The organism is Vibrio floridensis (assembly GCF_021852965.1).
GTDB lineage: Bacteria > Pseudomonadota > Gammaproteobacteria > Enterobacterales > Vibrionaceae > Vibrio > Vibrio floridensis.
Map to the genome: position 1 here is coordinate 300,706 of NZ_JAKGCY010000004.1, position 23,228 is coordinate 323,933.

Here is a 23,228-nt window from a genome sequence, read left to right on the forward strand (position 1 = left end):
TATACTCCTTAATTAGACAACCGTCATCTGGCCAGCGTACAAAATAAACGTACGCAGCATCAAAACGCCAACCATGCTAAGTGTCGTGACCACAAAAATATAAGCATGTTTATGCCTCACTTCGGCTGGTACTAACCAGTTGAGTGTCAGCGGTAGCAACATACCAATCAGCACCACACCAACCCAAAACCACTGCGCCCAAAATCCACCAGAGATAGCATTCCAAGCCGCCATTTCTGCTTGTCCACCCGCAAAGATCAACCCAGTAAAGAAGGTGACCAATACAAACAACTCAAACAAGACCACAGGACGCTCAAAACCATGTACCCAACTGACACTTGGATCTTTCACTGACTCTTTAAACACCAAAATACCGAACATCAAACACGCGGCAGCGCCTGAAGACAAACTGGAGAAAAGAAACAGCAGTGGCAACACCGGATTATTGAGCATCGGATAGGTTTTCAATGCAGACAGGAGGAAACCCGTATAAGCTGCGAGCACTAACGCCAAAAAGGCTAAGAACCACTCGATGCTGTTTTCAAAACGCTTGAACCAGGTCAACAAGCCATCAACAAAGGTCAACTTATCACCGAGAAAATCAACGATCGTTTTCTGAAAGATAATCCCAATCCAAACAAACAACACAGCCATGTACACTTGGAAGAGAATAACCCCCATCGACATAACGGAAGTTGGATTGTAGAAAATCATGATCTTCCAAAACTCAAGAGGTTTGGTTAAGTGGAAAATCAAGATCGTTAAACCCGAAATGATGCCAAACGGCGCCAGCCAAGCCATCGCTTTCATGATGCCATTTTGTGCTGGATCGCCGACAATCACCTTGCGTTTTAAGTACACAGTGATCATCACCGCTCCTGCAGACATACCGGCAAGGAAAAGATAGATCGCAATGATCCAGTCCCAGACCAGAGAATCAAAGTGGAATGCAGATTCAAATCCGTTCATGCTACACCTCCCCTTTTTGATGTGGGATTTTGAATAATTTGGGTTTCGTGCCTAAGTGCACTTTATCTCGGTAATAGACCTTGTCAGTCAATACTCGATTCACGTCACTTTGCGGATCATTTAAATCACCAAAAATCAGTGCCTTAGTTGGACAAGATTCCACACAGGCGGGTAGTTTGCCTTGAGCCAAATTGGTGTCACGACAGAAATTGCATTTGTCGGCCGAGTGATCCACTGGGTTAAAGAAGCGCACTTGATAGGGACACGCGGCAAGGCAATAGCCGCAACCGACACATTTTTCTTTGTGTACATCCACGATGCCGGTTTTTTCATCTTTGTACGCCGCACCGGTAGGACACACGTAAACACAAGGTGGGTTTTCACAGTGTTGGCAAGATTTACGGGTGAAACGGTAATCGACATTCGGGTACTCACCGTGCGGCTCACTGCGTATGATCTCCAATCGACTCACACCTTCAGGAACCTTATTCACTTCTCGGCAGGCATCGGTACAAGCCGTACATCCGATACAGGCGGTCTCGTCGTGGATCATGCCATAACGAGTTGCTTGGCCCTTATCCTCTTCCGCAAATGCTAAGCGCCCAGTCACCATAGAAGTGCCAGCAATGCCCGTTGTCATGATCAACGCGCCACCACCAGCAAGGAAATTTCGTCTTGAACAACTCATATTACCTCTCCTCTTCTTTCTGGTTAAAGTCAGAGTGGCAATCCACACACATCTTAATTTTCTCTTTACGCTCCAAACCCAACACTTTGGCTTTATTGGCATGAACATCATGACAATTCGAGCAAGTTAGATTTTTCGCGTGCACATCATGGGTCCAGCTATCTGCTTGTAGATACTGAGGTTGGTGACAGTCGGTACAAGCGCTGTTGGCTTTCAGAATAGCACTGGTGTCCATGAACACTTTTTCCGTACCTTGTTTAGATTGCGCAGAAGAGTATTTAGTAACAAGGGGGGCGCCCTCTCGATGGTCTGGTCCAATGTTGTTGTGACACTCCGTACAATTCACTTCTCGGCCGAGTATTTTATGCGCATCTTCACCATGAGAACCGGACAACGTTTCCTTCGAGTCCTTATGACATTGAACGCATTTGTAATCAGGGTCACGGATCAGTTCGACTTGGAATCGCGACGAGTCAGTGGCTTCTGTGGCTACAGAAGTGTCTGCTATCGCTGAGAATGAATAGCCATAGAAAGAGAATGCGAGAATAGATTTCAGCATTATGACTATGGCCAATTTTATATTGCCCATTTTATCCTTTCCTTATCCAAATAATAATTGAGAATCATTTTCAATTATTTCTCTGGTGATAAATTAATTCCTTCGAAATAACAAAATTATTCCAAATGACATCAATTCTTATTTCGGAAAAGCCACAACGCTATACCTAAAGATAATCATACAACTACTACTCTTTAGTAGTACCTAATATTTGCTTAAAAAGAGATATTAATCACCCTATTTACTCTTTGTTGTTAAGCTAACTGTTTGAGTTAAAAAACAATAGAACTACCCCTTTAGGGGTATATTGAATTTATCGTGACAGCGGTCACCTGCCTAAATTGATCTAAGACAATGAATATATTTTCGCCAATTCTTTTCTAAATGTTACTGACCTAATATAAATATCAGATCTCCAATTCTTATTTGGATATAGCAAACTCACAACGCTGCTAATTAAAACGAATATGGAGATAACACCGTGAGCATAAAACACTGGATGGCTTCCTCAGTCTCAGTGACTGCCCTTGTGATGACAGCATTGCTGAATATCACTGCAGTCTCTGCAGAAGAAAAAGGACTGGTTGATCCGCGTAACGACGCGTTTGAACAAAATCACCCCGATCAATATCACAGCTGGAAACAAACTTCCGAAAGCGTTGAAATCGAAGATGCCTTAGCAGAAGACCCGAATATGGTGATTCTTTGGGCAGGCTATGGCTTTGCCAAAGATTACAATAAGGCTCGTGGTCACTATTACGCGCTCGATGATGTAAGACAAACGCTTCGTACTGGCGCACCACAAGATGCAAACTCAGGCCCAATGCCGATGGCTTGCTGGAGCTGTAAGAGCCCAGATGTTGCCCGTGTGATCGACGAACGTGGTGAAGATGGCTACTTCGAAGGCAAATGGGCTCGTTTAGGTACTGAAATTGCTAACCCTATTGGCTGTGCTGACTGTCACGATACCCGTAGCGAAAAGTTCAAAAATGGCGAACCCGAGCTAGCGCTGACACGCCCTTATGTAGAACGCGCTTTCCAAGCGATCAACAAACCGTTTGAGCAGCAATCTCGCTTAGATAAACAAGCATCAGTTTGTGCTCAGTGCCACGTTGAATACTACTTCACTGGCCCAACCAAAGCCGTCAAATTCCCTTGGGATATGGGTACTGGCGTACAACAAATGGAAGAGTATTATGACGCTCTAGGCTTTGCTGACTGGACGCATGCGGTTTCTAAAGCACCCATGTTAAAAGCGCAGCACCCCGGTTTTGAAACCTGGCGGGACGGTATTCATGGCAAAAATAAAGTGGTTTGTGTTGATTGCCATATGCCAAAAGTGAAGAAAGAAGATGGCACCGTCTACACTGATCACAAAGTCGGTAATCCTTTCGATCGTTTCGAAGATACTTGTGCGCAGTGCCATACCCAGAGCAAAGATCAGCTGCGTGAGATTGTCTCTACCCGCAAAGCACAAGTACTAAACATGAAGTTGACTGCTGAAAAACAAATCGTTGCGGCTCACTTTGAAGCGGGAGCAGCGTGGAAAGCTGGCGCTACTGAAGAAGAAATGAAGCCGATTTTGCAAGATATTCGTCATGCTCAATGGCGTTGGGACTATGCAATCGCATCACACGGCGTCCATATGCACGCACCTGAAGTAGCACTTGAAGTGTTAGGTACAGCAGTGGATCGCGCAGCAGATGCCAGAACCAAACTTGTTCGTCTCCTTGCCAAAAAAGGCATCACCGAACCAGTTCAAATTCCAGACATTTCCAGCAAAGCCGCGGCACAAAAAGCGCTCGGTATGGATATGGAGAAAATGAACGCCGAGAAACAACACTTCTTAAAAACCGTTGTGCCTGACTGGGATAAAGCCGCAGCAGAACGTGAGTCTAAATACTAGCCAAAGTACAATTAACCAAAAACGTCAGCCTGAAGGCTGACGTTTTTATTTATCGATTGTTGCTTATTCTGGTTTGAACATTTCAAGCAACCCTGCGGCGTAAAAAGTTTCTGTCTGGATATGCGCAATCATGAAAATCAAAAGAATCAACGAAAATCCATAGTTAAAACGATTGGTTACTTTGACTTTCGTAACCTCACATCCGTTACTGGCTGCTTTTAATCCAACTAAAACAAACGGATAAGCAATGAGCATTGCCATAATGATCGTAAGATAGGTTGAGAGTAATTCCATCCTGGTCACCTCCCTATAAGAATACTTCCATATATACCTTAAACAGTACCCTAGCAGCTTAGCGTTACAGTTCGCGTTCAGGCCATCTGTTTAAACACAGCAAACTCTTTGCTTAGAGTGAGTAAGCCAAACAACAACGTTTCTGACGCTTGTGCCAAGGAGTTACCTGAGGAGGATAGCAGAGTTGGTTAGGAAAATGGTCATATGGCAGCACTCAGTTTCAAAAATACCGAAACGCATCCCATGTTTGGCAACATTTACTTGAACAACGCTAATTAATGTATTGCTTAGCCACAATACGCTTAACGAGTTGAAGTTTGCATCAATGCCTTGGCTTGATCAATGGAACGGATAACCGATTCTCTGTCCAATTTAGGATCATTAGAATCCAGCAAATAGGTCCATGTATCAATCGCTTGCTGAAAACGAAAAGAGATAAAATGATCATTCGCGAGCAGCGATAAGGCGGCTTCATTGTAAGGTTCAAGTTGTAAGGCTTGCTCAAGCAAAAGGCTTACCTCACCACTCATTTGCTGAGATCCAAGGTAGTACAATGCGGTTGCTTTTGCCGCAAGTTGAGTAGAGGAAGGGTGCTCGGTCAGCTGTATTGCATAGTCGAAACAGATCAAAGCAGCATCCAACTCTTTATTGAGCAGATACCCTTGCCCAAGTTGAAACCACAACCCCGCATCATTCGGATTCTCTTTTAATTGAACTTGCAGTTGCGCCATCAAATCCTCTGCCGTCATGCTCTTGAACATCGCATTTTCTGGCTTTGGTTCAGGACGGGGGCTCTGCAGTACACCATAGGTAATTACAGCGCCGATCATCGTTAATAAGCTAAGTAAATACCATTGTTTCGCTGCCCATTTCGCGGCCGCCATCCAGATACTGATCAAAAAAAACAGCATCATAATTATCGCGATAATTAACCAGCTATCCATATGATTATCCTTTAGAAAATGAGCGGTCAGCTTAGCAAACTTTTTAAGCAACTGCTTTGACCCATTGCCAACTTCCTATCGACAAAAATGAAAAAAAGCCAGATAGTTTGCACTATCTGGCTTTGTTATGTCGTTGCTAAGCAAGATTACTCTTGCTCGGCTGCGTCATCGTTGTCTGCTTGAGGATCTTGTGCCTGAGATACTTGCTCAGTCGCTTCCGTTGCGTCCGCTTCTTCGCCTTCTGGCAACTCAGTTTCTTCAACTTCATCAATGCGCTGTAAGCCCACAACCGATTCGTCTTCTGCAGTACGGATCAGGGTGACACCTTGAGTGTTACGACCCACTTGGCTCACTTCCGCCACACGAGTACGTACTAGTGTACCAGCGTCCGTGATCATCATGAATTCGTCACCGTCTTCAACTTGAACCGCGCCAACAACACTACCGTTACGCTCAGAAACCTTAATAGACACAACACCCTGAGTGCCGCGGCCTTTGGTTGGGTACTCTGAAAGCACAGTACGTTTACCGTAACCGTTTTCAGTCACAGTAAGGACATCGCCGTCATTCTTCGGTACGATCAGTGACACAACTTGATCGCCATCAGCGAGTTTCATACCACGAACACCTGCCGCGGTACGGCCCATAGGACGCACGCCTTTGAACTTGATCTCTGGCTGACCGTTCTCATCAAGAACTGGGTTACCATTTTCATCCAGTACTGGGCTCTCTTCTGCTTCTTTGAAGCGCACCACTTTACCAAATTTAGAGAACAGCATGATTTCGCTTTCGCCGTCAGTGATATCAACACCAATCAGCGAATCTTCATCACGTAGGTTCACAGCGATAAGACCATTTGCACGAACGTTGGAGAATTGATCAAGTGAGGTCTTCTTCACCGTACCATCGCCAGTTGCCATGAAGATAAACTTGTCAGCACTGAACTCTGTTACCGGTAGAATAGCCGTAATACGTTCGTTTTCTTCCAGCGGTAGTAGGTTCACAATTGGCTTACCACGAGCCGTGCGGCTTGCGAGAGGCAATTGGTATACTTTCATGCGGTAAGTCTTACCACGCGTTGAGAACAACAAAATGTTGTCGTGCGTGTTCGCGACCAATAGACGTTCGATGTAATCTTCATCTTTCATCTTGGTTGCGCTCTTACCCTTACCACCACGACGCTGTGCTTCGTAGTCGCTTAGAATTTGATACTTAACATAACCTTCGTGAGACAGTGTAACAACGACGTCTTCACGAGCGATCAACTCTTCCAAATCGATATCGTGAGTCGCAGCGGTGATCTCTGTACGACGTACATCGCCAAAGGTATCACGAACTGATTGAAGCTCTTCACGAATCACTTCCATCAAACGTTCAGTGCTTGCAAGGATATGCATCAACTCTTTGATTTCGTCTAATAGCGCTTTGTACTCGTCTAGGATCTTCTCGTGCTCTAGACCTGTCAGTTTATGTAGGCGTAGATCAAGGATCGCTTGCGCTTGGGTTTCCGTTAGGAAGTACTGACCATCACGGATGCCATATTGAGGTTCAAGCCAATCTGGACGAGCAGCATCTGTACCCGCACTTTCAAGCATGGCAGCCACGTTGCCAAGATCCCAACCACGAGCCACTAAGCCCGCTTTCGCTTCTGCCGGGGTCGCTGCGTTGCGGATCAGTTCGATGATTTCATCGATGTTCGCAAGAGCCAGCGCCAACGCTTCAAGGATATGGGCACGATCGCGAGCTTTCTTCAGTTCGAAGATAGTACGACGAGTGACCACTTCACGACGGTGATCAACGAAGCACTTCAACATCTCTTTCAAGTTGAATAACTTTGGCTGGCCATTATCAAGCGCAACCATGTTGATGCCGAAAGTCGTTTGCAGCTGAGTTTGGGCGTAAAGGTTGTTTAGAACCACTTCACCCACTGCGTCGCGCTTACATTCAATCACAATGCGCATACCGTCTTTGTCCGACTCGTCGCGCAGTGCACTGATGCCTTCTACTTTCTTATCTTTCACTAGCTCAGCGATCTTTTCGATCAAACGAGCTTTGTTCACTTGATATGGGATCTCAGTAACGATGATGGTTTCTTTGCCATTCTTCTCGACTTCGATTTCCGCTTTTGAACGCATGTAGATTTTGCCGCGACCAGTTTTGTACGCGTCAATAATGCCTTTACGTCCGCTAATCAAAGCAGCCGTAGGGAAATCTGGACCAGGAATGTAATCCATCAGCTCATCAATCGTGATGGCTTCGTTATTGATGTATGCAAGGCAGCCATCAATCACTTCCGTCAAGTTGTGCGGAGGAATGTTGGTCGCCATACCTACTGCGATACCGGAAGAACCGTTGACCAGCAGGTTTGGAATTTTCGTAGGAAGAACCGCAGGGATCTGTTCTGTACCGTCATAGTTTGGTACATAATCCACGGTTTCTTTATCTAGGTCAGCCAAAAGCTCGTGGGCGATTTTCGCCATGCGAACTTCGGTATAACGCATTGCTGCCGCGGAGTCACCATCGATCGAACCAAAGTTACCTTGGCCATCGACCAGCATGTAACGTAGCGAGAACGGTTGTGCCATACGTACGATGGTGTCGTATACCGCACTATCACCATGAGGGTGATATTTACCGATTACGTCGCCGACGACACGGGCAGATTTTTTATATGGTTTATTCCAGTCGTTGCCTAGTACATTCATCGCGTAAAGCACGCGGCGGTGTACTGGTTTTAGGCCATCACGCACATCCGGAAGAGCACGACCCACGATTACGGACATCGCGTAGTCAAGGTAAGAACCTCTTAGCTCATCTTCAATGTTTACGGGCGTGATCTCTTTAGCTAGATCGCTCATAGAGCCATTATCCCTCTATTTTCTGATCGTATGTACAATACGTGTAAGGTGCAAAAATATAACACACAATTCCCTAGTTCGGCATCACTTTCCCCGCCCTTTTATCAGGTTGTGACCTCGGTTGAGAATCAATCGCAGAGAAATTGCACATTTTTTGTCTATGCTGCTGATAAAGGGTGTAATTTTGACCAGTTCAGCACAAAAAGTCGTTTCTCTATGGAGGAAAAAAGTGAAGGCGTTATAATGCCGTCCTATTTTCAAGGAAGCAGAATCATCCAGAGCAGCGCTTATGACTAAAACACAAAACGTTGACCCAAACGAAATCAAAAAATTCGAAGACATGGCTTCTCGCTGGTGGGACTTGGAAGGTGAGTTTAAGCCACTTCACCAAATCAACCCGTTGCGTCTGGATTACGTACTGTCAAAAGCAGATGGTTTATTTGGCAAGAAAGTGCTCGATGTCGGCTGCGGCGGTGGCATCTTAGCCGAAAGCATGGCAAAAGAAGGCGCTATTGTAACGGGATTGGACATGGGCAAAGAACCCCTTGAGGTTGCTCGCCTGCATGCGCTTGAAACGGGTACCAAACTCACGTACATCCAAAGCACCATTGAAGATCACGCTGCTGAAAATGGGCAAATGTATGATGTTGTGACATGCATGGAAATGCTAGAGCACGTTCCCGACCCACTGTCTGTGATTCGTTCTTGTGCCGCACTGGTTAAGCCTGGTGGTCACGTGTTCTTTTCTACCTTAAATCGCAATATCAAATCGTATCTGTTTGCGATTGTTGGCGCCGAGAAACTCCTGAAAATCGTTCCCGAAGGGACACACGACCATAACAAGTTTATCCGTCCTTCTGAACTGATTAAGATGATCGACCAAACCGATTTGTGTGAACAAGGCATCACTGGGTTGCACTACAACCCTCTGAGCGACACCTACAAATTAGGGCACAATGTTGATGTCAATTACATCGTTCACACTCAGAAGTTTTAAAGTAAAGTGAATGTTATTTTTAAAGGCAGTAGCACAAAACTACTGCCTTTTTTAGCTAAAGCATGCACGTTTTTTGTGCTGGCGATTCCATTTTAATCACGCCGTTTTTCGCATACAAAAGCGCATAAAGATCAAGAAAAATATTTTCGTTTGCGGTTAAGAATAAACCAATCCAAAAAACACACTTTTCTTCATCCAAGTGTGCTCTTTTCTCATCGGTAAGTGTCTACTTACAGTTTTTTGTAATTTTGCAAGTTATCCACAAGTCATCCAGAGACTGTGCCTTGAAAACCGATGCCAATAGCACTATCTTGTAACCCGAAAACAATAGTACCCCTATATGTTGTGTTTGAACTACAATATGTAGATAGACTTTGATCACAAAGCCACGAAGAAATTTACAGTCGTTTCAATAGAAACACTCAAAAATAAGGCTTTTATCAGTTTTGTTAGGGAAAGAAAGCAGAATGAACCAACAACTTACCGTCACTAAGCGTGATGGCCGTAAAGAAAACATCGACCTAGAGAAGCTCCATCGAGTAATTACTTGGGCTGCCGAAGGCCTAAATAACGTCTCCGTTTCACAAGTAGAACTGCGCGCTCACATTCAGTTTTATGACGGCATCACGACAAGCGATATCCACGAGACTATCATCAAATCTGCTGCTGACTTGATTTCTGAAGAGACGCCAGATTACCAATATTTGGCGGCTCGTCTTGCGGTCTTCCACTTGCGTAAAAAAGCATATGGTCAATATGAGCCACCAACGCTGTACGATCACGTTGCACGCCTCGTTGATATGGGCAAATACGACAAGCATATCCTTGAAGATTACACCAAAGCAGAGCTCGATGAACTGGATGCGTACCTTGATCACAAACGTGATCTCGATTTCTCTTATGCGGCAGTAAAGCAGCTGGAAGGTAAGTATTTCGTACAAAACCGCGTAAGTGGCCAAATCTACGAAAGTGCACAGTTCCTGTACATTTTGGTAGCTGCTTGCCTATTTGCAAAATACTCAAAAGAGACGCGTCTAGATTACGTTAAGCGCTTCTATGATGCGACATCGACCTTTAAGATTTCGCTACCAACGCCAATCATGTCTGGTGTGCGTACACCGACTCGTCAGTTCAGCTCATGCGTTCTGATTGAATGTGGTGACAGCTTGGATTCGATTAATGCGACAGCAAGCTCTATCGTACGTTACGTTTCTCAACGTGCGGGTATCGGTATCAACGCTGGTCGTATTCGTGCTTTGGGGTCTGAAATTCGCGGTGGTGAAGCGTTCCACACGGGTTGTATTCCGTTCTACAAGTACTTCCAAACTGCCGTAAAATGCTGTTCTCAAGGTGGCGTCCGTGGCGGTGCAGCAACGGTGTTCTACCCAATGTGGCACGGCGAAGCTCGCTCACTCATGGTACTGAAAAACAACCGTGGCGTTGAAGAAAACCGTGTCCGCCACATGGATTACGGTGTTCAGTTGAACAAACTGATGTACCAACGTCTGGTTGAAGGCGGTAACATCACGCTGTTCTCTCCGTCAGATGTACCTGGGCTTTACGATGCGTTCTTCGAGAACCAAGCGGAATTTGAACGTCTGTATGTGAAATACGAAAACGATCCGTCAATTAAGAAAGAGACGGTAAAAGCGCTAGAGATGTTTACCTTGCTCATGCAAGAGCGTGCGTCTACTGGCCGTATTTACATTCAGAACGTGGACCACTGTAATACACACAGCCCGTTTGATGCGGAAGTGGCACCAGTTCGCCAATCAAACTTGTGTCTGGAAATTGCGCTGCCAACCAAACCGCTTGCGAACGTTGAAGATGATTCAGGCGAAATCGCGCTCTGTACCTTGTCTGCTTTCAACCTTGGTGCAATCAACACACTTGACGATCTAAAAGAGTTGTCGGAATTGGTGGTGCGTGCTCTGGATGCACTGCTTGATTATCAAGATTACCCACTACCAGCGGCGTACAAATCAACGATGAACCGTCGTACTTTGGGTGTGGGTGTGATCAACTACGCTTACTACCTTGCCAAACACGGTGTGAAATACTCAGATGGCAGTGCCAATGGTTTGACTCACCGTACGTTTGAAGCGATTCAGTACTACCTATTGAAAGCGTCGGTTGAATTGGCGAAAGAACAAGGTAAGTGCCCACTGTTCCACGAAACCAACTATGCAAAAGGCTTAATGCCGATCGACACGTACAAGAAAGACATCGATTTGATCTGTGATGAACCCCTTCATTACGACTGGGATGCACTGCGTGCTGAGATCATGGAACATGGTCTACGTAACTCGACACTCACCGCGCTAATGCCTTCTGAGACCTCTTCTCAGATTTCTAACGCGACGAACGGTATCGAGCCACCACGTGGTTATGTGTCGGTCAAAGCATCGAAAGACGGTATTTTGAAGCAGGTTGTGCCTGACTTCATCGAGTTGAAGAACAACTATGAGCTGTTGTGGAACATCGGCTCAAACGATGGCTACCTACATCTTGTTGGTATTATGCAGAAGTTCGTTGACCAAGCCATTTCGGCAAACACGAACTATGATCCTGCTCGTTATGAGAGCGGCAAAGTACCAATGAAGAAGCTGCTTCAAGATTTGCTCACCGCGTACAAGTTTGGCGTAAAAACGCTTTACTACCATAACACCCGTGATGGCGCGAAAGATGAGCAAAAAGACGCAGTTCAACCACAAGATGACGATTGTGCAGGCGGCGGTTGTAAGATTTAATCTTCCCCACTCATAATCGAAACCAATACAGACTATCGAATGCCTCCCCTGTAGGGGAGGTTAAAAGGAATTGAGGCATCATGGCTTACAGTACTTTTAACCAAACTAAAAATGACCAGCTCAAAGAACCGATGTTCTTGGGCCAATCGGTTAACGTTGCACGTTACGACCAGCAAAAGTTCGAGATCTTTGAAAAGCTGATCGAGAAACAATTGTCTTTCTTCTGGCGCCCAGAAGAAGTCGACGTGTCAAGCGATCGCATTGACTACAACAAACTGCCTGATCATGAGAAGCACATCTTCATCTCAAACTTGAAGTACCAAACGCTGCTTGATTCGATCCAAGGCCGTAGCCCGAACGTGGCACTGCTTCCGTTAGTTTCTCTTCCTGAGCTAGAGACATGGATTGAAACTTGGTCTTTCTCTGAAACGATTCACTCTCGTTCTTACACGCACATCATTCGTAATATCGTCAATGATCCAAGTGTCGTGTTTGATGACATCGTCGAAAACGAACACATTCTTAAGCGTGCGAAAGACATCGCGCACTACTACGATGATTTGATTCAATTGACCAACGACTACCACCGCTTTGGCGAAGGTGAGCACGTGGTGAATGGCGAAACCATTAAAGTTAGCCTGTATGAACTGAAGAAAAAACTCTACTTGTGCCTGATGTCCGTTAACGCGCTCGAAGCCATTCGCTTCTACGTGAGCTTTGCATGTTCATTTGCTTTCGCAGAGCGTGAGCTTATGGAAGGCAACGCAAAAATCATCAAGCTGATCGCTCGTGATGAGGCCCTGCACCTTAACGGCACTCAGCACATGATCAACCTACTGCGCAATGGTCAAGATGACTTCTCCTTCATGCAAATTGCAGAAGAAGCGAAGCAACAGTGTTTTGATCTGTTCAAAGAAGCGGCTGAGCAAGAGAAGGAATGGGCAGAATACCTATTCAAAGATGGCTCAATGATTGGCCTGAATAAAGACATTCTTTGTCAGTACGTTGAATACATTACCAACATTCGTATGCAAGCTGTTGGCCTTCCAGTGGCGTATCCGAATGCAACCTCGAATCCAATTCCTTGGATCAATGCTTGGTTGTCTTCTGACAACGTGCAAGTGGCACCACAAGAAGCGGAAATTTCCTCTTACTTGGTAGGCCAAATTGACAACGAAGTTCACTCTGACGATTTTGAGGGCTTTGAACTCTAATGTCAAAAATCCGCATCAACAAACTACGCAGCATTGAATCCAATCGATCCAACACCATTTTGGAAACGATGGAACAAGCAGGGTTGCAACCAGAATATAACTGTCGTGACGGGCACTGTGGTGCATGTCGTTGCAAGCTTGAGTCTGGCGAAGTGGAGTATGTGGGTTTTGCCATGGCCTATACGCAGGGCAATGAGATTTTGCCGTGTATCTGCCGCGCGAAAACAGATGTGGTATTGAGTGACGTCAATTATGTCCTAAAAGAAAAACGTGCTTAGTCTTTTTTGACCAAGAAACAAAGAGCCAGCAAAAATATGCTGGCTCTTTTTCTTTCTGTGTGGACGTGTGAACAAAAACAAATCGCGCTTAACTCACCATATTTATTTCACTAGACTGCTCGGTACAAACATTTCTTTGACTTTCGTGACGGAAAAATAGTCCCCAAACATGGGTTTCTTCTCTAAATAACGACGCAATACATCCACCGCGACCGTGCTGATCACCTTATTCGCTTCCTTTCGCGCATACTCACGATTTAACTCTAGCACCATCCCCCACTCACCACCGTGCGATGATAAAGCCACAGAGAATTGTTTTCCGTTGAGTTTACCGGTCACCAAAGCAAGGTCTGTCGCGCATTTTTCACGCGTCGCACCCGCTAAAGCAAAAGCTGCAGCAAGCGGATTACTGTGATCGATGGTCTCACTGCCTTTGGCCGAAAGCACCCAGCCATGACCACTCTGCTCCGCAATATTCTGCTCAGATTGCAGCCAACTGGTTAAGTAACCATAGCTGCTCTGCTCTGCCGTCGCTAAAGTTAAGTCTTTCTCTTTCAACATATGGCCAATGTGTTCTAGCATCGGCTCGTCCACGCTCACTACGTTACTTTCCAGTAATTTGTAGATCAATTGCATCACTTTGACGCGCTCATCAAGGGCATCTTTTGGTCCAAACAATTTCACTTCAATAAATGGCAAACTTGAGCGGTAACCTAACTCGTAGCCTTGTGGCAATTTCAGTGCGTCTAACTTGTCAGAAATTCCCGACTCAGACAGCCCAAACGTATACAACCGGCTACATTGATACGCTTCATTGTTTGGCCACTGGACTTTGAGATCCGGCAAAATCTGCGTTTCCACCATGACTTTAAATTCACGTGGAACACCCGGCGTGAAATAGAACAGGGCATCATTGATGTGCATCTTGAAGCCGCAAGCCGTACCGATCGGGTTGTCTACAATTTCGGCTGTTTCAGGCAACATGGCTTGCTTGAGGTTGCTGTCTGGCATAGGGCGATTGCGCTCACGGTACATCTCTTCCATGCGAGTTAACCACGCTTTAAACAGCACAATTTTGCATTCGGCGGCTTTGGCTGCCGCTGCCGCACTCATATCATCCGTGGTTGGCCCTAAGCCACCATTAACGATGACCACATCATTGTTAAAGCTCAGCATAAGTAGCTCTTCGACCAAGGCATTCATTTGATCCCCGACCGTCGAACGCTTAGTCAGGGCAAAACCTTGCTCATACATCACGCTTGAAAGCCAAGCAGCATTGGTATCGACAATGTCACCGTGAAGGACTTCTTCACCCGTACTCAACATAGCAATTTTCACGAATCAAGTTCCTTAAAATATGTAGCCTTACTCTCTCTTGGAGCAGTTCAGCTTGAGTTAGACCGAACTTATATGCCAATTGTTTCGGCTAAATGACGGATTACTGTTCCCATATCCCCGACTTTAAGGGATAATTGTGAACTTGATCATCTAACCACAATGTGGAGACCCTTTGTGTCAAAGCAAATCTTAAAAACTACAGTTTTAAGCGGACTCATCCTGAGCGCTTCTGCATCTGCTTCCGAACAATATGACTTCAGTAAGCACATAGATTTTTCTTACACCACAAACTGTCTTCAAGAGTACTGCGCTAACGACAACCTGTATAGTTACAAGTCTACTCCGATGCTATCTTTAGATGAATCGAACAACGAGTTGAATCTAGACGCAGGTAAGCAACCTAAGCACTACATTGTCCCGCAAGATAAAGACTGGGACTATTTGATGGGCCAAACTTACACAATCCTTGGTCTGAGTGTCGCGACAGTTGGTCTGATGACCTTACTGCCTGAGAGTATCACCAAGTGGGATGACGAAGCGCGCAACCTTAGCAATTTAGGTTCAAAATGGAAAGACAATGTATCAGATGGCCCTATTTGGGACAGAGACGAGCATTTCTTAAACTATGTCATGCACCCATATTTTGGTGGTGTCTACTACACTGCTGCACGCCACGCCGGATACAATGAGTTCGAATCGTTTCTCTACTCTTCTGTTATGTCTGCCTTTTTTTGGGAATATGGCGTCGAAGCGTTTGCCGAAATTCCATCTTGGCAGGACCTTTTCATCACACCATTCTTCGGTGCGGTAGTCGGTGAAATCATGCTCGAAACTGAGCAGAACATTATCGCCAATGGTGGTGAAGTGCTCGGCTCAGCGACCATGGGTGATGTTTCCTTGTTTTTCCTCAACCCTGTAGGCCATATTCATTATTGGGTCACTGATGCGTGGGGAGGAAGTGCCGAAGTGAATTTCGTCTCTAACCCTTGGTTTGGCAATCAAGATGCCGCAAAGTTTGCTTTAGACTCAGGCTACGCATACGACAATCAGTTCTACGGATTTGATTTCAAAGTCACATTTTAAGCCACTTCTTACATAGAGCGACCATCCGGTCGCTTTTTTGTGTCCGAGGATTGAATTTGTCACTCCACTTTAAGGATTAATTAAAAAACTTGACCTTAGTCAAACCTAGCCAGCATCGATAGCTTCTACACTGAACACAGAAAGATTATTTCTTTGAATCAACAAGTTGCTTGATGTGCTAGGGGGAAGTTATGAACAGTCTATTCATCGTTAATTTCGTTGGCAGAGCCTCGCCAACAACAATCAAACAGTTAGCGGCGATCACTCATGAAAATGGGGGAAAATGGCTCATCAGTAAGGTTAACTTCATTGAAGACCAAGTGGCCGCAGTGATTAAAATTGACATGCCATCACAGCACGTTCAAACCGTTAAAGATGCCTTCAGCTCTCACCCAGATTTGATTGTTCAGTTTGTTGATTCAGATTCAACTGCTCACGACAAAGAAACCATCTTCCAACTTCGTCTCGACTCGAATGATCGTGCCGGTATTGTCAATGAGATTACTCACGTGCTTGACAATCAAGGCATCAGCATTCTTGATATGGACTGCCAACGCGTATTCATTGCTGGCGGTGGTGGTGTAAGCTCGAGTTTATTTACCGCTAATATGGCGATTAAATTACCTGTCGAGCTTGACATAGAAGACGTCGCCAACGAGCTAGAATCCTTGAGTGAAGACACTCGCGTGATTATCGAGTCTTAACAAACAAAAAGAGCAGCCAACTGGCTGCTCTCCTCTATTATCTTATCTATATAACCGGACTTACTGTACCGACCATAGAGATAATGTACGCTTGAAGTCTTCGTAACCAAACTCGTTGAGTTTCTGAATCTCACCATTGGTGCGTTCACAGTATACGGAAGGCATCTTCAAACCGTTGAACCAGTTCAGTTTCACCATGGTGTAACCTGCACTATCAAGAATGTGCAGACGCTGGCCAACTTGCAGAGGCTGGTCAAACTTAGCCACACAGAATTGGTCACCAGCCAAACATGAACAAGAACCAATCACGTACTCATGTTCACCATTTTCTGATGCTTCAAGCACTGATGCTGGTTCTTTGTAGATCAGCGTATCAAGGCGGTGTGCTTCTGTTGCTGAATCCACAATCGCCGTTTTCATGCCGTTTTCAACCAAATCCACCACCGTCACAACCAAATCGGTTGTTTTAGTGATGATTGCTTCACCTGGCTCTAAATACATCTGTACGCCGTGCTTCTCAGAGAACGCTTTCAGCGCTAGACCCAGCTTTTCTACATCGTAACCTGGCCACGTGAAGAACACGCCTCCACCCATGCTGACCCAATCAAGTTTGTTGAGATAAGCACCGAAACGCTCAGAGATGGAATCCAGTAGCGCGATGAAGGCGTCCACATCTTTGTTCTCACAGTTCATGTGGAACATCACGCCATTAATGCTATCAAATACCGCCGGATCAATATGATCAGCCTGTACACCTAAGCGTGAGAATTGGCGAGCAGGGTTTGCCAAATCTTGGTTTGCGTAACTCACACCCGGGTTCAAACGCAGACCGACAGACGCTTTGCCTTCAACGATATGACGGTGCGCAGCTAACTGAGACTGTGAGTTGAAAATGATTTTATCGCACAGATCCGCGACTTCACGAACATCATCTTCGCTATAACCCACACTGTAAGCGTGTGTTTCGCCACCAAACTTTTCATAACCTAGCTTCACTTCGAACGGGCCTGAGCTCGTCGTACCGTCTAGGTAAGGTTTGATGATGTCGAATACACCCCAAGTAGAGAAGCACTTCAGTGCCAATACCAATTTAACCCCAGAAATTTCTTTTAACTGCTTAGCAATCTCTAGGTTTTGGATCAACTTTGCTTCGTCAATCATGAAAAATGGTGTTTTCAATTGCTCTTTGTTCATATTTATCATCACTTTAACTGAACAAAGCCGGTGCAACGCACCGGCTTGAAGATAGGACTGAATAATACAGCGAAAGGCTTACTTCAGTGTATGAATCGTTGGTTGACCAGGAGCTAGCTCTAGCACATCCCAATCCAAGCCGATAGCTGGCATGGTTTCTAGGAACGGATCTGGATCCAACTGTTCCATGTTGAATACGCCAGCCTCAGCCCAAGCACCGCGGAAATACTGCAGTGCAGCAGTAATCGCAGGAACACCTGTGGTGTAGGCAATTGCTTGGTGCTCGACGTCTTTGTAAGCGACTTCGTGGTCTGCGTTATTGTAGATAAACACGCTACGCTCTTTGCCGTCTTTCTTACCTTGAACCCAAGTACCGATACACGTTAAACCGGTGTAACCTGGAGCCAAAGACGTTGGATCTGGCAGCATCGCTTTCAATACTTGCAGAGGCTGAACCACCGTACCGTCATGGAGTGTTAGTGGCTCTGGACTCAACAAACCAATGTCACGCATGCAGTTGAAGTAGTTTAGGTAACGATCACCAAAGCCCATCCAGAATTCAATGCGCTTAGCAGGAATGAACTCTTTCAGCGAGCGAACTTCATCGTGCGCCATTGAGTACACTTTGAAGTTGCCACATTTCGGGAAATCAAACTCTAGCATACGAGTGTGGCAAGGAACGCGCTTCCACTCTTCATTTTCCCAGTAGAAAGAATCCCCTTGGATTTCCAATAGGTTCGTCTCTGGGTCAAAGTTGGTTGCAAATTTCTTACCGTGATCGCCTGCGTTGATGTCCATCACGTCAATGGTGTCGATCTCATCAAATAGGTGCTTCACTGCATACGCAGCGAAAACAGAAACAACACCAGGATCGAAACCTGCACCAAGGATACCCGTGATGCCCGCTTCTTCGAACTTAGCACGGTATTTCCATTGCTCGTCATAAGCTTCTGGTACTTGCTGACCTTCACTACATAGATCAACCGCTACCGATGTATCTAGGTAAGACACTTTCGCTTGGTAACACGCTTCCATAATGGTCAGGTTTACCCAAGGAGGACCTGCATTGATAACCAAATCAGGTTTTACTTCCTTAATTAGTGCAACCAGCGAGTCCACATCGTCAGCATTCACAGCACGAGCTTCAAGTTTCTTACTTGAATCTTTCAGGTTGTTACGACCATGAATCGACTCAATGATCTTTTCACACTTGTCTAAAGTGCGAGAAGCGATAGTAATGTCACCTAGAACATCGTTGTTTTGTGCTGCTTTGTGTGCAATTACCCAGCCTACGCCGCCTGCACCAATTTGTAAAATTGCCATAGTTTTCCGTTACCTTTATTGCGCTAGCTCAGCCGCTAGAGTGTTGATTTTAGATAGTAAAGATTCAAAATCTGACATCTTCAGACATGGGTTAAGAATCGTGAATTTCAGCGCTGTTTTGCCATCTACGATTGTTTCACCCAGGACTGCCACACCGCGAGTCAGTGCCTCCAGTCTCAGCGTTTTATTCAACTCATCCAGATCCGAACCTAGAGTGGAACGGAACAAGACAGTGGATAGTGAAGGTTCAGCCAATAGCTCGAAGCCTTCTGTATTACGCACTAAGTCCGCCACCTCAAGTGTTTGACCTAGAATGTGGTCGTACATCGCGCCTAGCGCTTTCGGACCTACGTTTTGCATCGTCATGAAAACTTTCAAAGCGTCAAAACGTTTAGTGGTTGCGATCGATTTGTCCACCAAGTTTGGCAGTTCGTCGTGTTCGCGGTTTAAGTAATCGGCATGGTGCAACAAGAACTTGAAGTTCTGCTTGTCGTTAACAAGCACAGCACCACAACTGATTGTTTGATAGAACAGTTTGTGGAAATCAACACTCACTGATTGCGCACGCTCCACGCCTTTCAAGCGCGCTTTCTGACTGCTCAGAATCAGAGCACCACCGTAAGCACCGTCAACGTGCATCCACAGATCGTGTTTTTCTGCCACGTCCGCGATGGTGTTCAAATCGTCAATCGCACCGTGGTCTGTCGTACCTGCTGTACCCACGACAGCAAATGGGATCAAACCTTCAGCTTTCGCCTGCTCTACCGCGGCTTCCAGCTTAGTCACATCCATTGTGCCATTTGAGTGTGCATCGATGGTCATAACGGCTTTTTCGCCCAAGCCCATCCAAGAAGCGGATTTTTGCACTGTGAAGTGCGACTTCTTAGAACAGATAATGCGCAGTTTGTCAGCGTAATCTGGAAGACCAAGCTTCTGGATTGAGTGACCACTCAACTTGTCTGCAATCCAATCACGAGCCAGCATTAGGCCCATTTGGTTGCTTTGAGTACCGCCACTGGTGAAGATACCGTCTGCTTTCGCACCCAACTCATACTTGTCGCACAGCCAGTTAATTACTTTCTGTTCAACGTAAGTAGCTGATGAAGATTGATCCCATGAATCCATTGATTGGTTCAGTGCCGCGATCATTGCTTCTGCAGCCACCGCTGGCATTAGTGGTGGCGTGTGCAAATGCGCGATACAGTCAGGGTGCTGAGTAAAGATAGAGTTCTTAACAACGAGCTCTGTTGTTTCGTCGATGATCTCTTTTAGAGGCGCGTTTTTGTTGTCTAGATCAACCGCGTAAATCGCAGATTCTAACGCTTTCGGATCCATACCTGAGTACGGTGCATCCACTTCTTCAAACGCGTCCTTTAGTGCCGCAGTAGTGTGGTTCATCACCGAGGCGAACTCTTTACTGCCGTTTACACCTGTGTGGATAAAGTGTTTTTTCCACTCGGCATTTTCTTCAACAGCTTTCAAATTGCCACCGGCAGCGAGAATCGCTTCTTCCAAAATGCGTAGGGCAAAATCAAGCTGCTCAAAAGAGATGATCAGAGGAGGAAGGAAACGGATAACCGAACCGTCACGACCGCCTTTCTCGACCATCAAACCGCGCTCTAGCGCAGCACGTTGAATGGCAAGAGTCAATTTTCCATCAGAAACAGGCTCACCAAATTTGTTCAGTTCTGTGCCTGGCTTACGGATCTCGACACCAAGCATCAAGCCTTTACCACGAACTTCCGCAATACAATCCACGCGTTGTTGAATTTTTTCTAAGCCGTGACGTAGGTACTGACCTGCCACATTTGCGTGTTCAACAAGGTTATCACGCGTGATAATTTCAAGCGCTTTTGCACCAGAAACCATCGCGAGCTGGTTACCACGGAAGGTACCTGTGTGTTCACCCGGACGCCATGTGTCATGCTTTTTGTTAATCACTAGTAGCGACATTGGTAGACCACCACCAATGGCTTTAGATAGACACAATACGTCAGGAACAATGCCCGCTTCTTCAAACGCGAAGTGATAACCTGATTTGCCGACGCCACACTGGATTTCGTCGAAAATCAATAGCATACCGTGTTCGTCACAGATACGACGAAGTTCACGTAACCAAAACGCTGGAGCAGGGATGACACCGCCTTCACCTTGAACAGGCTCAACAATGATTGCTGCAGGTTTCATGATACCCGCCTCATCATCGTTAAGAAGACGTTCGATGTAGCGGATACTCGCTTTTGCACCTTCGTCACCACCCAGCCCAAACGGACAGCGTAGGCTGTATGGGAAAGGCATAAAATGCACATCCGACATCAAACCAGTACGACGAGCCTTGGTGTTCAAGTTACCCATCATACCCATGGTACCGTTAGTCATACCATGGTATGCGCCGCGGAAAGCAAACATGGTGTTGCGACCTGTGGTTTGTTTCGCCAGCTTGATGGCCGCTTCAACAGCGTCCGCACCAGATGGGCCACAGAACTGGATCACACAGTTGTTGCCGAGCTCTTCAGGTAGGAAGGCTTTCACTGATTTGATGAAGTGGGTTTTTGCTGTCGTCGCAATATCCAGAGTTTGGTACGGGAGACCAGAATCTAATTGCTCTTTTAGCGCTTGATTGATTTCCGGGTGGTTGTAACCCAAAGCCAACGTACCCGCACCAGCAAGACAGTCCAAAAAGATTTGACCACGAGTATCTTCCACTAAACAGCCATAGGCTTGCTTAATAGCGATGGGCAGACGACGTGGGTAAGAACGTACTTCTGACTCGTGTTCAGCCTGATCAAGTAACACTTGATCTGGCGCTAAATCATAGATTCCCTCAACAACAGGAACTTGAGAAGAAAAAATTGTCGCGATAGTTTTCGTATCGACTTCAAAGGCGGTGCTCATACATTTTCCCTTGAAATAAAAAAAATGATTCTCGCCCCCTCGCGCACTCAGCAATTCTTAGTACGTGTTCGGGACATGACCAAGCCTTCCGATTAACGTCAAAACAACGGGTACGGAATAGCAACCATCTAAAAAAATGGTGATAGCGTCGGTCTTAAAATCAAGGCTCGGTAATGCTTCTGTTTTGCAAAACAGGGCATTTAGGAAGTATGAAGCTGATTAATGAGAGATTATTAAAAAAGTTCAACGTTGGGTTTCCCATTTACATGCCGCTGCTTAAGCAACATTAGTATCCCGTCTATCGACAAAAGGTTTTATCGATACCTACCCTACGCAGTGTCACAATCAGCTTGAATGGTCACTACGCGTGTCCCCCAGAACTACCGTCCGAGATTGCGCGCGAATTTAGCACAATAAGAAATCAACTGGCAACAAGTTTTACTAATAATTTTGCCGATTAGCTCGCACTATGAAACACAACAACAGAGCGGAACAAAAAGAAACGAGAGGAAACAATGCTACGCGGGCGACATCAGCCTCAAGAATTGGTGAAAACAAAAAAGCTCAGCATTGCTGCTGAGCTTTCATGTTTGGAGCGACACACGAGGTTCGAACTCGTGACCTCAACCTTGGCAAGGTTGCGCTCTACCAACTGAGCTAGTGTCGCATTTGTTCTTACGAACGAAATTAAATGGTGCCCCGGGCCGGACTTGAACCGGCACGACTCGAAAGTCGAGGGATTTTAAATCCCTTGTGTCTACCAATTTCACCACCAGGGCACACAAAACTTGTTACGGCCTTCGCCATCTCGATATCGCTTAACGCCATATCTTTAAATTTGGAGCGACACACGAGGTTCGAACTCGTGACCTCAACCTTGGCAAGGTTGCGCTCTACCAACTGAGCTAGTGTCGCAAATGGAGGCGCGTCCCGGAGTCGAACCGAGGTCCACGGATTTGCAATCCGCTGCATAGCCCCTCTGCCAACGCGCCTTACATGACCTTTAAGAAGCTTTCCTCTCTTGGGTACGGGATGCATTCTACCCATTCATCAGATCGAGTCAACACTATTTTTTTGTTTTTTAAATCGTTTGAGCACAAAATGTGCTAAACACTGCAAATTGCTTATTTTAAAGGCAGCTTTTATCTAAAAAGAAGAGAAGATAGTTAGAATAATCCTAAGCTTGCGTCGTCTGCTCTTGGTAAACACTTAGGAATTTCAAGCATAAAAAAAC

Annotated in this window: 18 protein-coding genes and 4 tRNA genes; 7 read left to right on the top strand and 15 right to left on the bottom strand. The window is 45.8% G+C overall.

What is annotated here, in order from left to right; translation table 11 throughout:
* Positions 1-12 precede the first annotated feature (12 nt).
* Genes nrfD through nrfB form a run of 3 tightly spaced genes read right to left on the bottom strand, consistent with a single transcriptional unit; the run spans position 13 to position 2,246 of the window.
* The gene (nrfD, locus tag LZU85_RS09585; protein ID WP_176297214.1) at positions 13-969 is read right to left on the bottom strand and encodes a cytochrome c nitrite reductase subunit NrfD; all 957 of its coding nucleotides are present in this window, start codon (positions 967-969) and stop codon (positions 13-15) included.
* A gap of 1 nt (position 970) precedes the next feature.
* Positions 971-1,657 carry a cytochrome c nitrite reductase Fe-S protein gene (gene nrfC, locus LZU85_RS09590; RefSeq protein WP_176297213.1) on the bottom strand — a complete coding sequence of 229 codons (687 nt, stop codon included), beginning with the start codon at positions 1,655-1,657 and terminating at the stop codon, positions 971-973.
* Between the two features lies 1 nt (position 1,658).
* A complete protein-coding gene (gene nrfB / locus LZU85_RS09595) occupies positions 1,659-2,246 on the bottom strand; it encodes a cytochrome c nitrite reductase pentaheme subunit (protein WP_237286957.1) in 588 nt (195 codons plus the stop codon).
* Between the two features lie 451 nt (positions 2,247-2,697).
* Here nrfB and nrfA point away from each other — a divergent pair, with 451 nt between their 5' ends.
* Positions 2,698-4,122, top strand: a complete 1,425-nt coding sequence (gene nrfA / locus LZU85_RS09600) for an ammonia-forming nitrite reductase cytochrome c552 subunit (RefSeq protein ID WP_206625157.1) — start codon at positions 2,698-2,700, stop codon at positions 4,120-4,122.
* A gap of 63 nt (positions 4,123-4,185) precedes the next feature.
* Here nrfA and LZU85_RS09605 read toward each other — a convergent pair whose 3' ends face one another.
* The 3 genes from LZU85_RS09605 to gyrA all read right to left on the bottom strand — a co-directional run bounded on the left by LZU85_RS09605 (position 4,186) and on the right by gyrA (position 8,218).
* On the bottom strand, positions 4,186-4,416 hold the full coding sequence (locus LZU85_RS09605; RefSeq protein WP_206625156.1) for an NrfF protein: 231 nt from the start codon (positions 4,414-4,416) through the stop codon (positions 4,186-4,188).
* 302 nt (positions 4,417-4,718) lie between these two features.
* A complete protein-coding gene (locus LZU85_RS09610) occupies positions 4,719-5,360 on the bottom strand; it encodes a TPR domain-containing protein (protein WP_237286958.1) in 642 nt (213 codons plus the stop codon).
* 146 nt (positions 5,361-5,506) lie between these two features.
* Positions 5,507-8,218 carry a DNA topoisomerase (ATP-hydrolyzing) subunit A gene (gyrA, locus tag LZU85_RS09615; RefSeq protein WP_237286959.1) on the bottom strand — a complete coding sequence of 904 codons (2,712 nt, stop codon included), beginning with the start codon at positions 8,216-8,218 and terminating at the stop codon, positions 5,507-5,509.
* Between the two features lie 289 nt (positions 8,219-8,507).
* On the opposite strand from gyrA, the gene ubiG reads away from it, so the two are divergent.
* Positions 8,508-9,215 (top strand): bifunctional 2-polyprenyl-6-hydroxyphenol methylase/3-demethylubiquinol 3-O-methyltransferase UbiG, encoded by a 708-nt coding sequence (ubiG, locus tag LZU85_RS09620; RefSeq protein WP_237286960.1) that lies wholly within the window; start codon positions 8,508-8,510, stop codon positions 9,213-9,215.
* Positions 9,216-9,270: 55 nt separating this feature from the next.
* Here the strand turns inward: ubiG and LZU85_RS09625 are convergent, their stop codons facing one another.
* Positions 9,271-9,414, bottom strand: a complete 144-nt coding sequence (locus LZU85_RS09625) for a hypothetical protein (RefSeq protein WP_237286961.1) — start codon at positions 9,412-9,414, stop codon at positions 9,271-9,273.
* A 268-nt stretch (positions 9,415-9,682) separates the two neighbouring features.
* Here LZU85_RS09625 and nrdA point away from each other — a divergent pair, with 268 nt between their 5' ends.
* From nrdA to yfaE, 3 genes are all read left to right on the top strand, one after another.
* The gene (nrdA, locus tag LZU85_RS09630) at positions 9,683-11,965 is read left to right on the top strand and encodes a class 1a ribonucleoside-diphosphate reductase subunit alpha (RefSeq protein WP_176297207.1); all 2,283 of its coding nucleotides are present in this window, start codon (positions 9,683-9,685) and stop codon (positions 11,963-11,965) included.
* Positions 11,966-12,045: 80 nt separating this feature from the next.
* A complete protein-coding gene (nrdB, locus tag LZU85_RS09635; RefSeq protein ID WP_011080847.1) occupies positions 12,046-13,179 on the top strand; it encodes a class Ia ribonucleoside-diphosphate reductase subunit beta in 1,134 nt (377 codons plus the stop codon).
* Positions 13,179-13,457, top strand: coding sequence for a class I ribonucleotide reductase maintenance protein YfaE (gene yfaE / locus LZU85_RS09640; RefSeq protein WP_237286962.1), 279 nt, complete (start codon positions 13,179-13,181; stop codon positions 13,455-13,457). The genes nrdB and yfaE overlap by 1 nt, the downstream gene beginning before the upstream one ends.
* Before the next feature lie 102 nt (positions 13,458-13,559).
* Here the strand turns inward: yfaE and LZU85_RS09645 are convergent, their stop codons facing one another.
* Positions 13,560-14,795, bottom strand: a complete 1,236-nt coding sequence (locus LZU85_RS09645) for a CinA family nicotinamide mononucleotide deamidase-related protein (protein WP_237286963.1) — start codon at positions 14,793-14,795, stop codon at positions 13,560-13,562.
* A 159-nt stretch (positions 14,796-14,954) separates the two neighbouring features.
* Between LZU85_RS09645 and LZU85_RS09650 the strand changes: the two genes are divergently transcribed.
* Positions 14,955-15,878: a DUF3943 domain-containing protein gene (locus tag LZU85_RS09650; RefSeq protein WP_176297204.1), complete on the top strand. Its 924-nt coding sequence runs from the start codon at positions 14,955-14,957 to the stop codon at positions 15,876-15,878.
* A gap of 191 nt (positions 15,879-16,069) precedes the next feature.
* Positions 16,070-16,582 carry a glycine cleavage system transcriptional repressor gene (locus LZU85_RS09655; RefSeq protein ID WP_176297203.1) on the top strand — a complete coding sequence of 171 codons (513 nt, stop codon included), beginning with the start codon at positions 16,070-16,072 and terminating at the stop codon, positions 16,580-16,582.
* Positions 16,583-16,642: 60 nt separating this feature from the next.
* Here the strand turns inward: LZU85_RS09655 and nspC are convergent, their stop codons facing one another.
* The 7 genes from nspC to LZU85_RS09690 form a co-directional block, all read right to left on the bottom strand.
* On the bottom strand, positions 16,643-17,776 hold the full coding sequence (gene nspC / locus LZU85_RS09660) for a carboxynorspermidine decarboxylase (protein ID WP_237286964.1): 1,134 nt from the start codon (positions 17,774-17,776) through the stop codon (positions 16,643-16,645).
* 78 nt (positions 17,777-17,854) lie between these two features.
* Positions 17,855-19,099: a carboxynorspermidine synthase gene (locus LZU85_RS09665; RefSeq protein ID WP_011080853.1), complete on the bottom strand. Its 1,245-nt coding sequence runs from the start codon at positions 19,097-19,099 to the stop codon at positions 17,855-17,857.
* 15 nt (positions 19,100-19,114) lie between these two features.
* Complete coding sequence (locus LZU85_RS09670; protein WP_176297201.1) at positions 19,115-21,994, bottom strand: pyridoxal phosphate-dependent class III aminotransferase; 2,880 nt, start codon at positions 21,992-21,994, stop codon at positions 19,115-19,117.
* A 591-nt stretch (positions 21,995-22,585) separates the two neighbouring features.
* Positions 22,586-22,661, bottom strand: a tRNA-Gly gene (locus LZU85_RS09675).
* A 25-nt stretch (positions 22,662-22,686) separates the two neighbouring features.
* Positions 22,687-22,773 (bottom strand) — tRNA-Leu (locus LZU85_RS09680).
* Positions 22,774-22,833: 60 nt separating this feature from the next.
* Positions 22,834-22,909: transfer RNA gene (locus tag LZU85_RS09685), tRNA-Gly, on the bottom strand.
* Positions 22,910-22,912: 3 nt separating this feature from the next.
* Positions 22,913-22,986: transfer RNA gene (locus LZU85_RS09690), tRNA-Cys, on the bottom strand.
* Positions 22,987-23,228: the final 242 nt, after the last annotated feature.

What these genes read in the sequence shown, in the direction of transcription:
- nrdB (WP_011080847.1), top strand. Translation starts at nt 12,046, where the DNA reads ATGGCTTACAGTACTTTTAACCAAACTAAAAATGACCAGCTCAAAGAA.
- gyrA (WP_237286959.1), bottom strand. Translation starts at nt 8,218, where the DNA reads ATGAGCGATCTAGCTAAAGAGATCACGCCCGTAAACATTGAAGATGAG.
- LZU85_RS09610 (WP_237286958.1), bottom strand. Translation starts at nt 5,360, where the DNA reads ATGGATAGCTGGTTAATTATCGCGATAATTATGATGCTGTTTTTTTTG.
- nrfB (WP_237286957.1), bottom strand. Translation starts at nt 2,246, where the DNA reads ATGGGCAATATAAAATTGGCCATAGTCATAATGCTGAAATCTATTCTC.
- LZU85_RS09605 (WP_206625156.1), bottom strand. Translation starts at nt 4,416, where the DNA reads ATGGAATTACTCTCAACCTATCTTACGATCATTATGGCAATGCTCATT.
- nrfC (WP_176297213.1), bottom strand. Translation starts at nt 1,657, where the DNA reads ATGAGTTGTTCAAGACGAAATTTCCTTGCTGGTGGTGGCGCGTTGATC.
- LZU85_RS09655 (WP_176297203.1), top strand. Translation starts at nt 16,070, where the DNA reads ATGAACAGTCTATTCATCGTTAATTTCGTTGGCAGAGCCTCGCCAACA.
- yfaE (WP_237286962.1), top strand. Translation starts at nt 13,179, where the DNA reads ATGTCAAAAATCCGCATCAACAAACTACGCAGCATTGAATCCAATCGA.
- LZU85_RS09665 (WP_011080853.1), bottom strand. Translation starts at nt 19,099, where the DNA reads ATGGCAATTTTACAAATTGGTGCAGGCGGCGTAGGCTGGGTAATTGCA.
- LZU85_RS09670 (WP_176297201.1), bottom strand. Translation starts at nt 21,994, where the DNA reads ATGAGCACCGCCTTTGAAGTCGATACGAAAACTATCGCGACAATTTTT.
- nrdA (WP_176297207.1), top strand. Translation starts at nt 9,683, where the DNA reads ATGAACCAACAACTTACCGTCACTAAGCGTGATGGCCGTAAAGAAAAC.
- ubiG (WP_237286960.1), top strand. Translation starts at nt 8,508, where the DNA reads ATGACTAAAACACAAAACGTTGACCCAAACGAAATCAAAAAATTCGAA.
- LZU85_RS09650 (WP_176297204.1), top strand. Translation starts at nt 14,955, where the DNA reads ATGTGGAGACCCTTTGTGTCAAAGCAAATCTTAAAAACTACAGTTTTA.
- nrfD (WP_176297214.1), bottom strand. Translation starts at nt 969, where the DNA reads ATGAACGGATTTGAATCTGCATTCCACTTTGATTCTCTGGTCTGGGAC.
- nspC (WP_237286964.1), bottom strand. Translation starts at nt 17,776, where the DNA reads ATGAACAAAGAGCAATTGAAAACACCATTTTTCATGATTGACGAAGCA.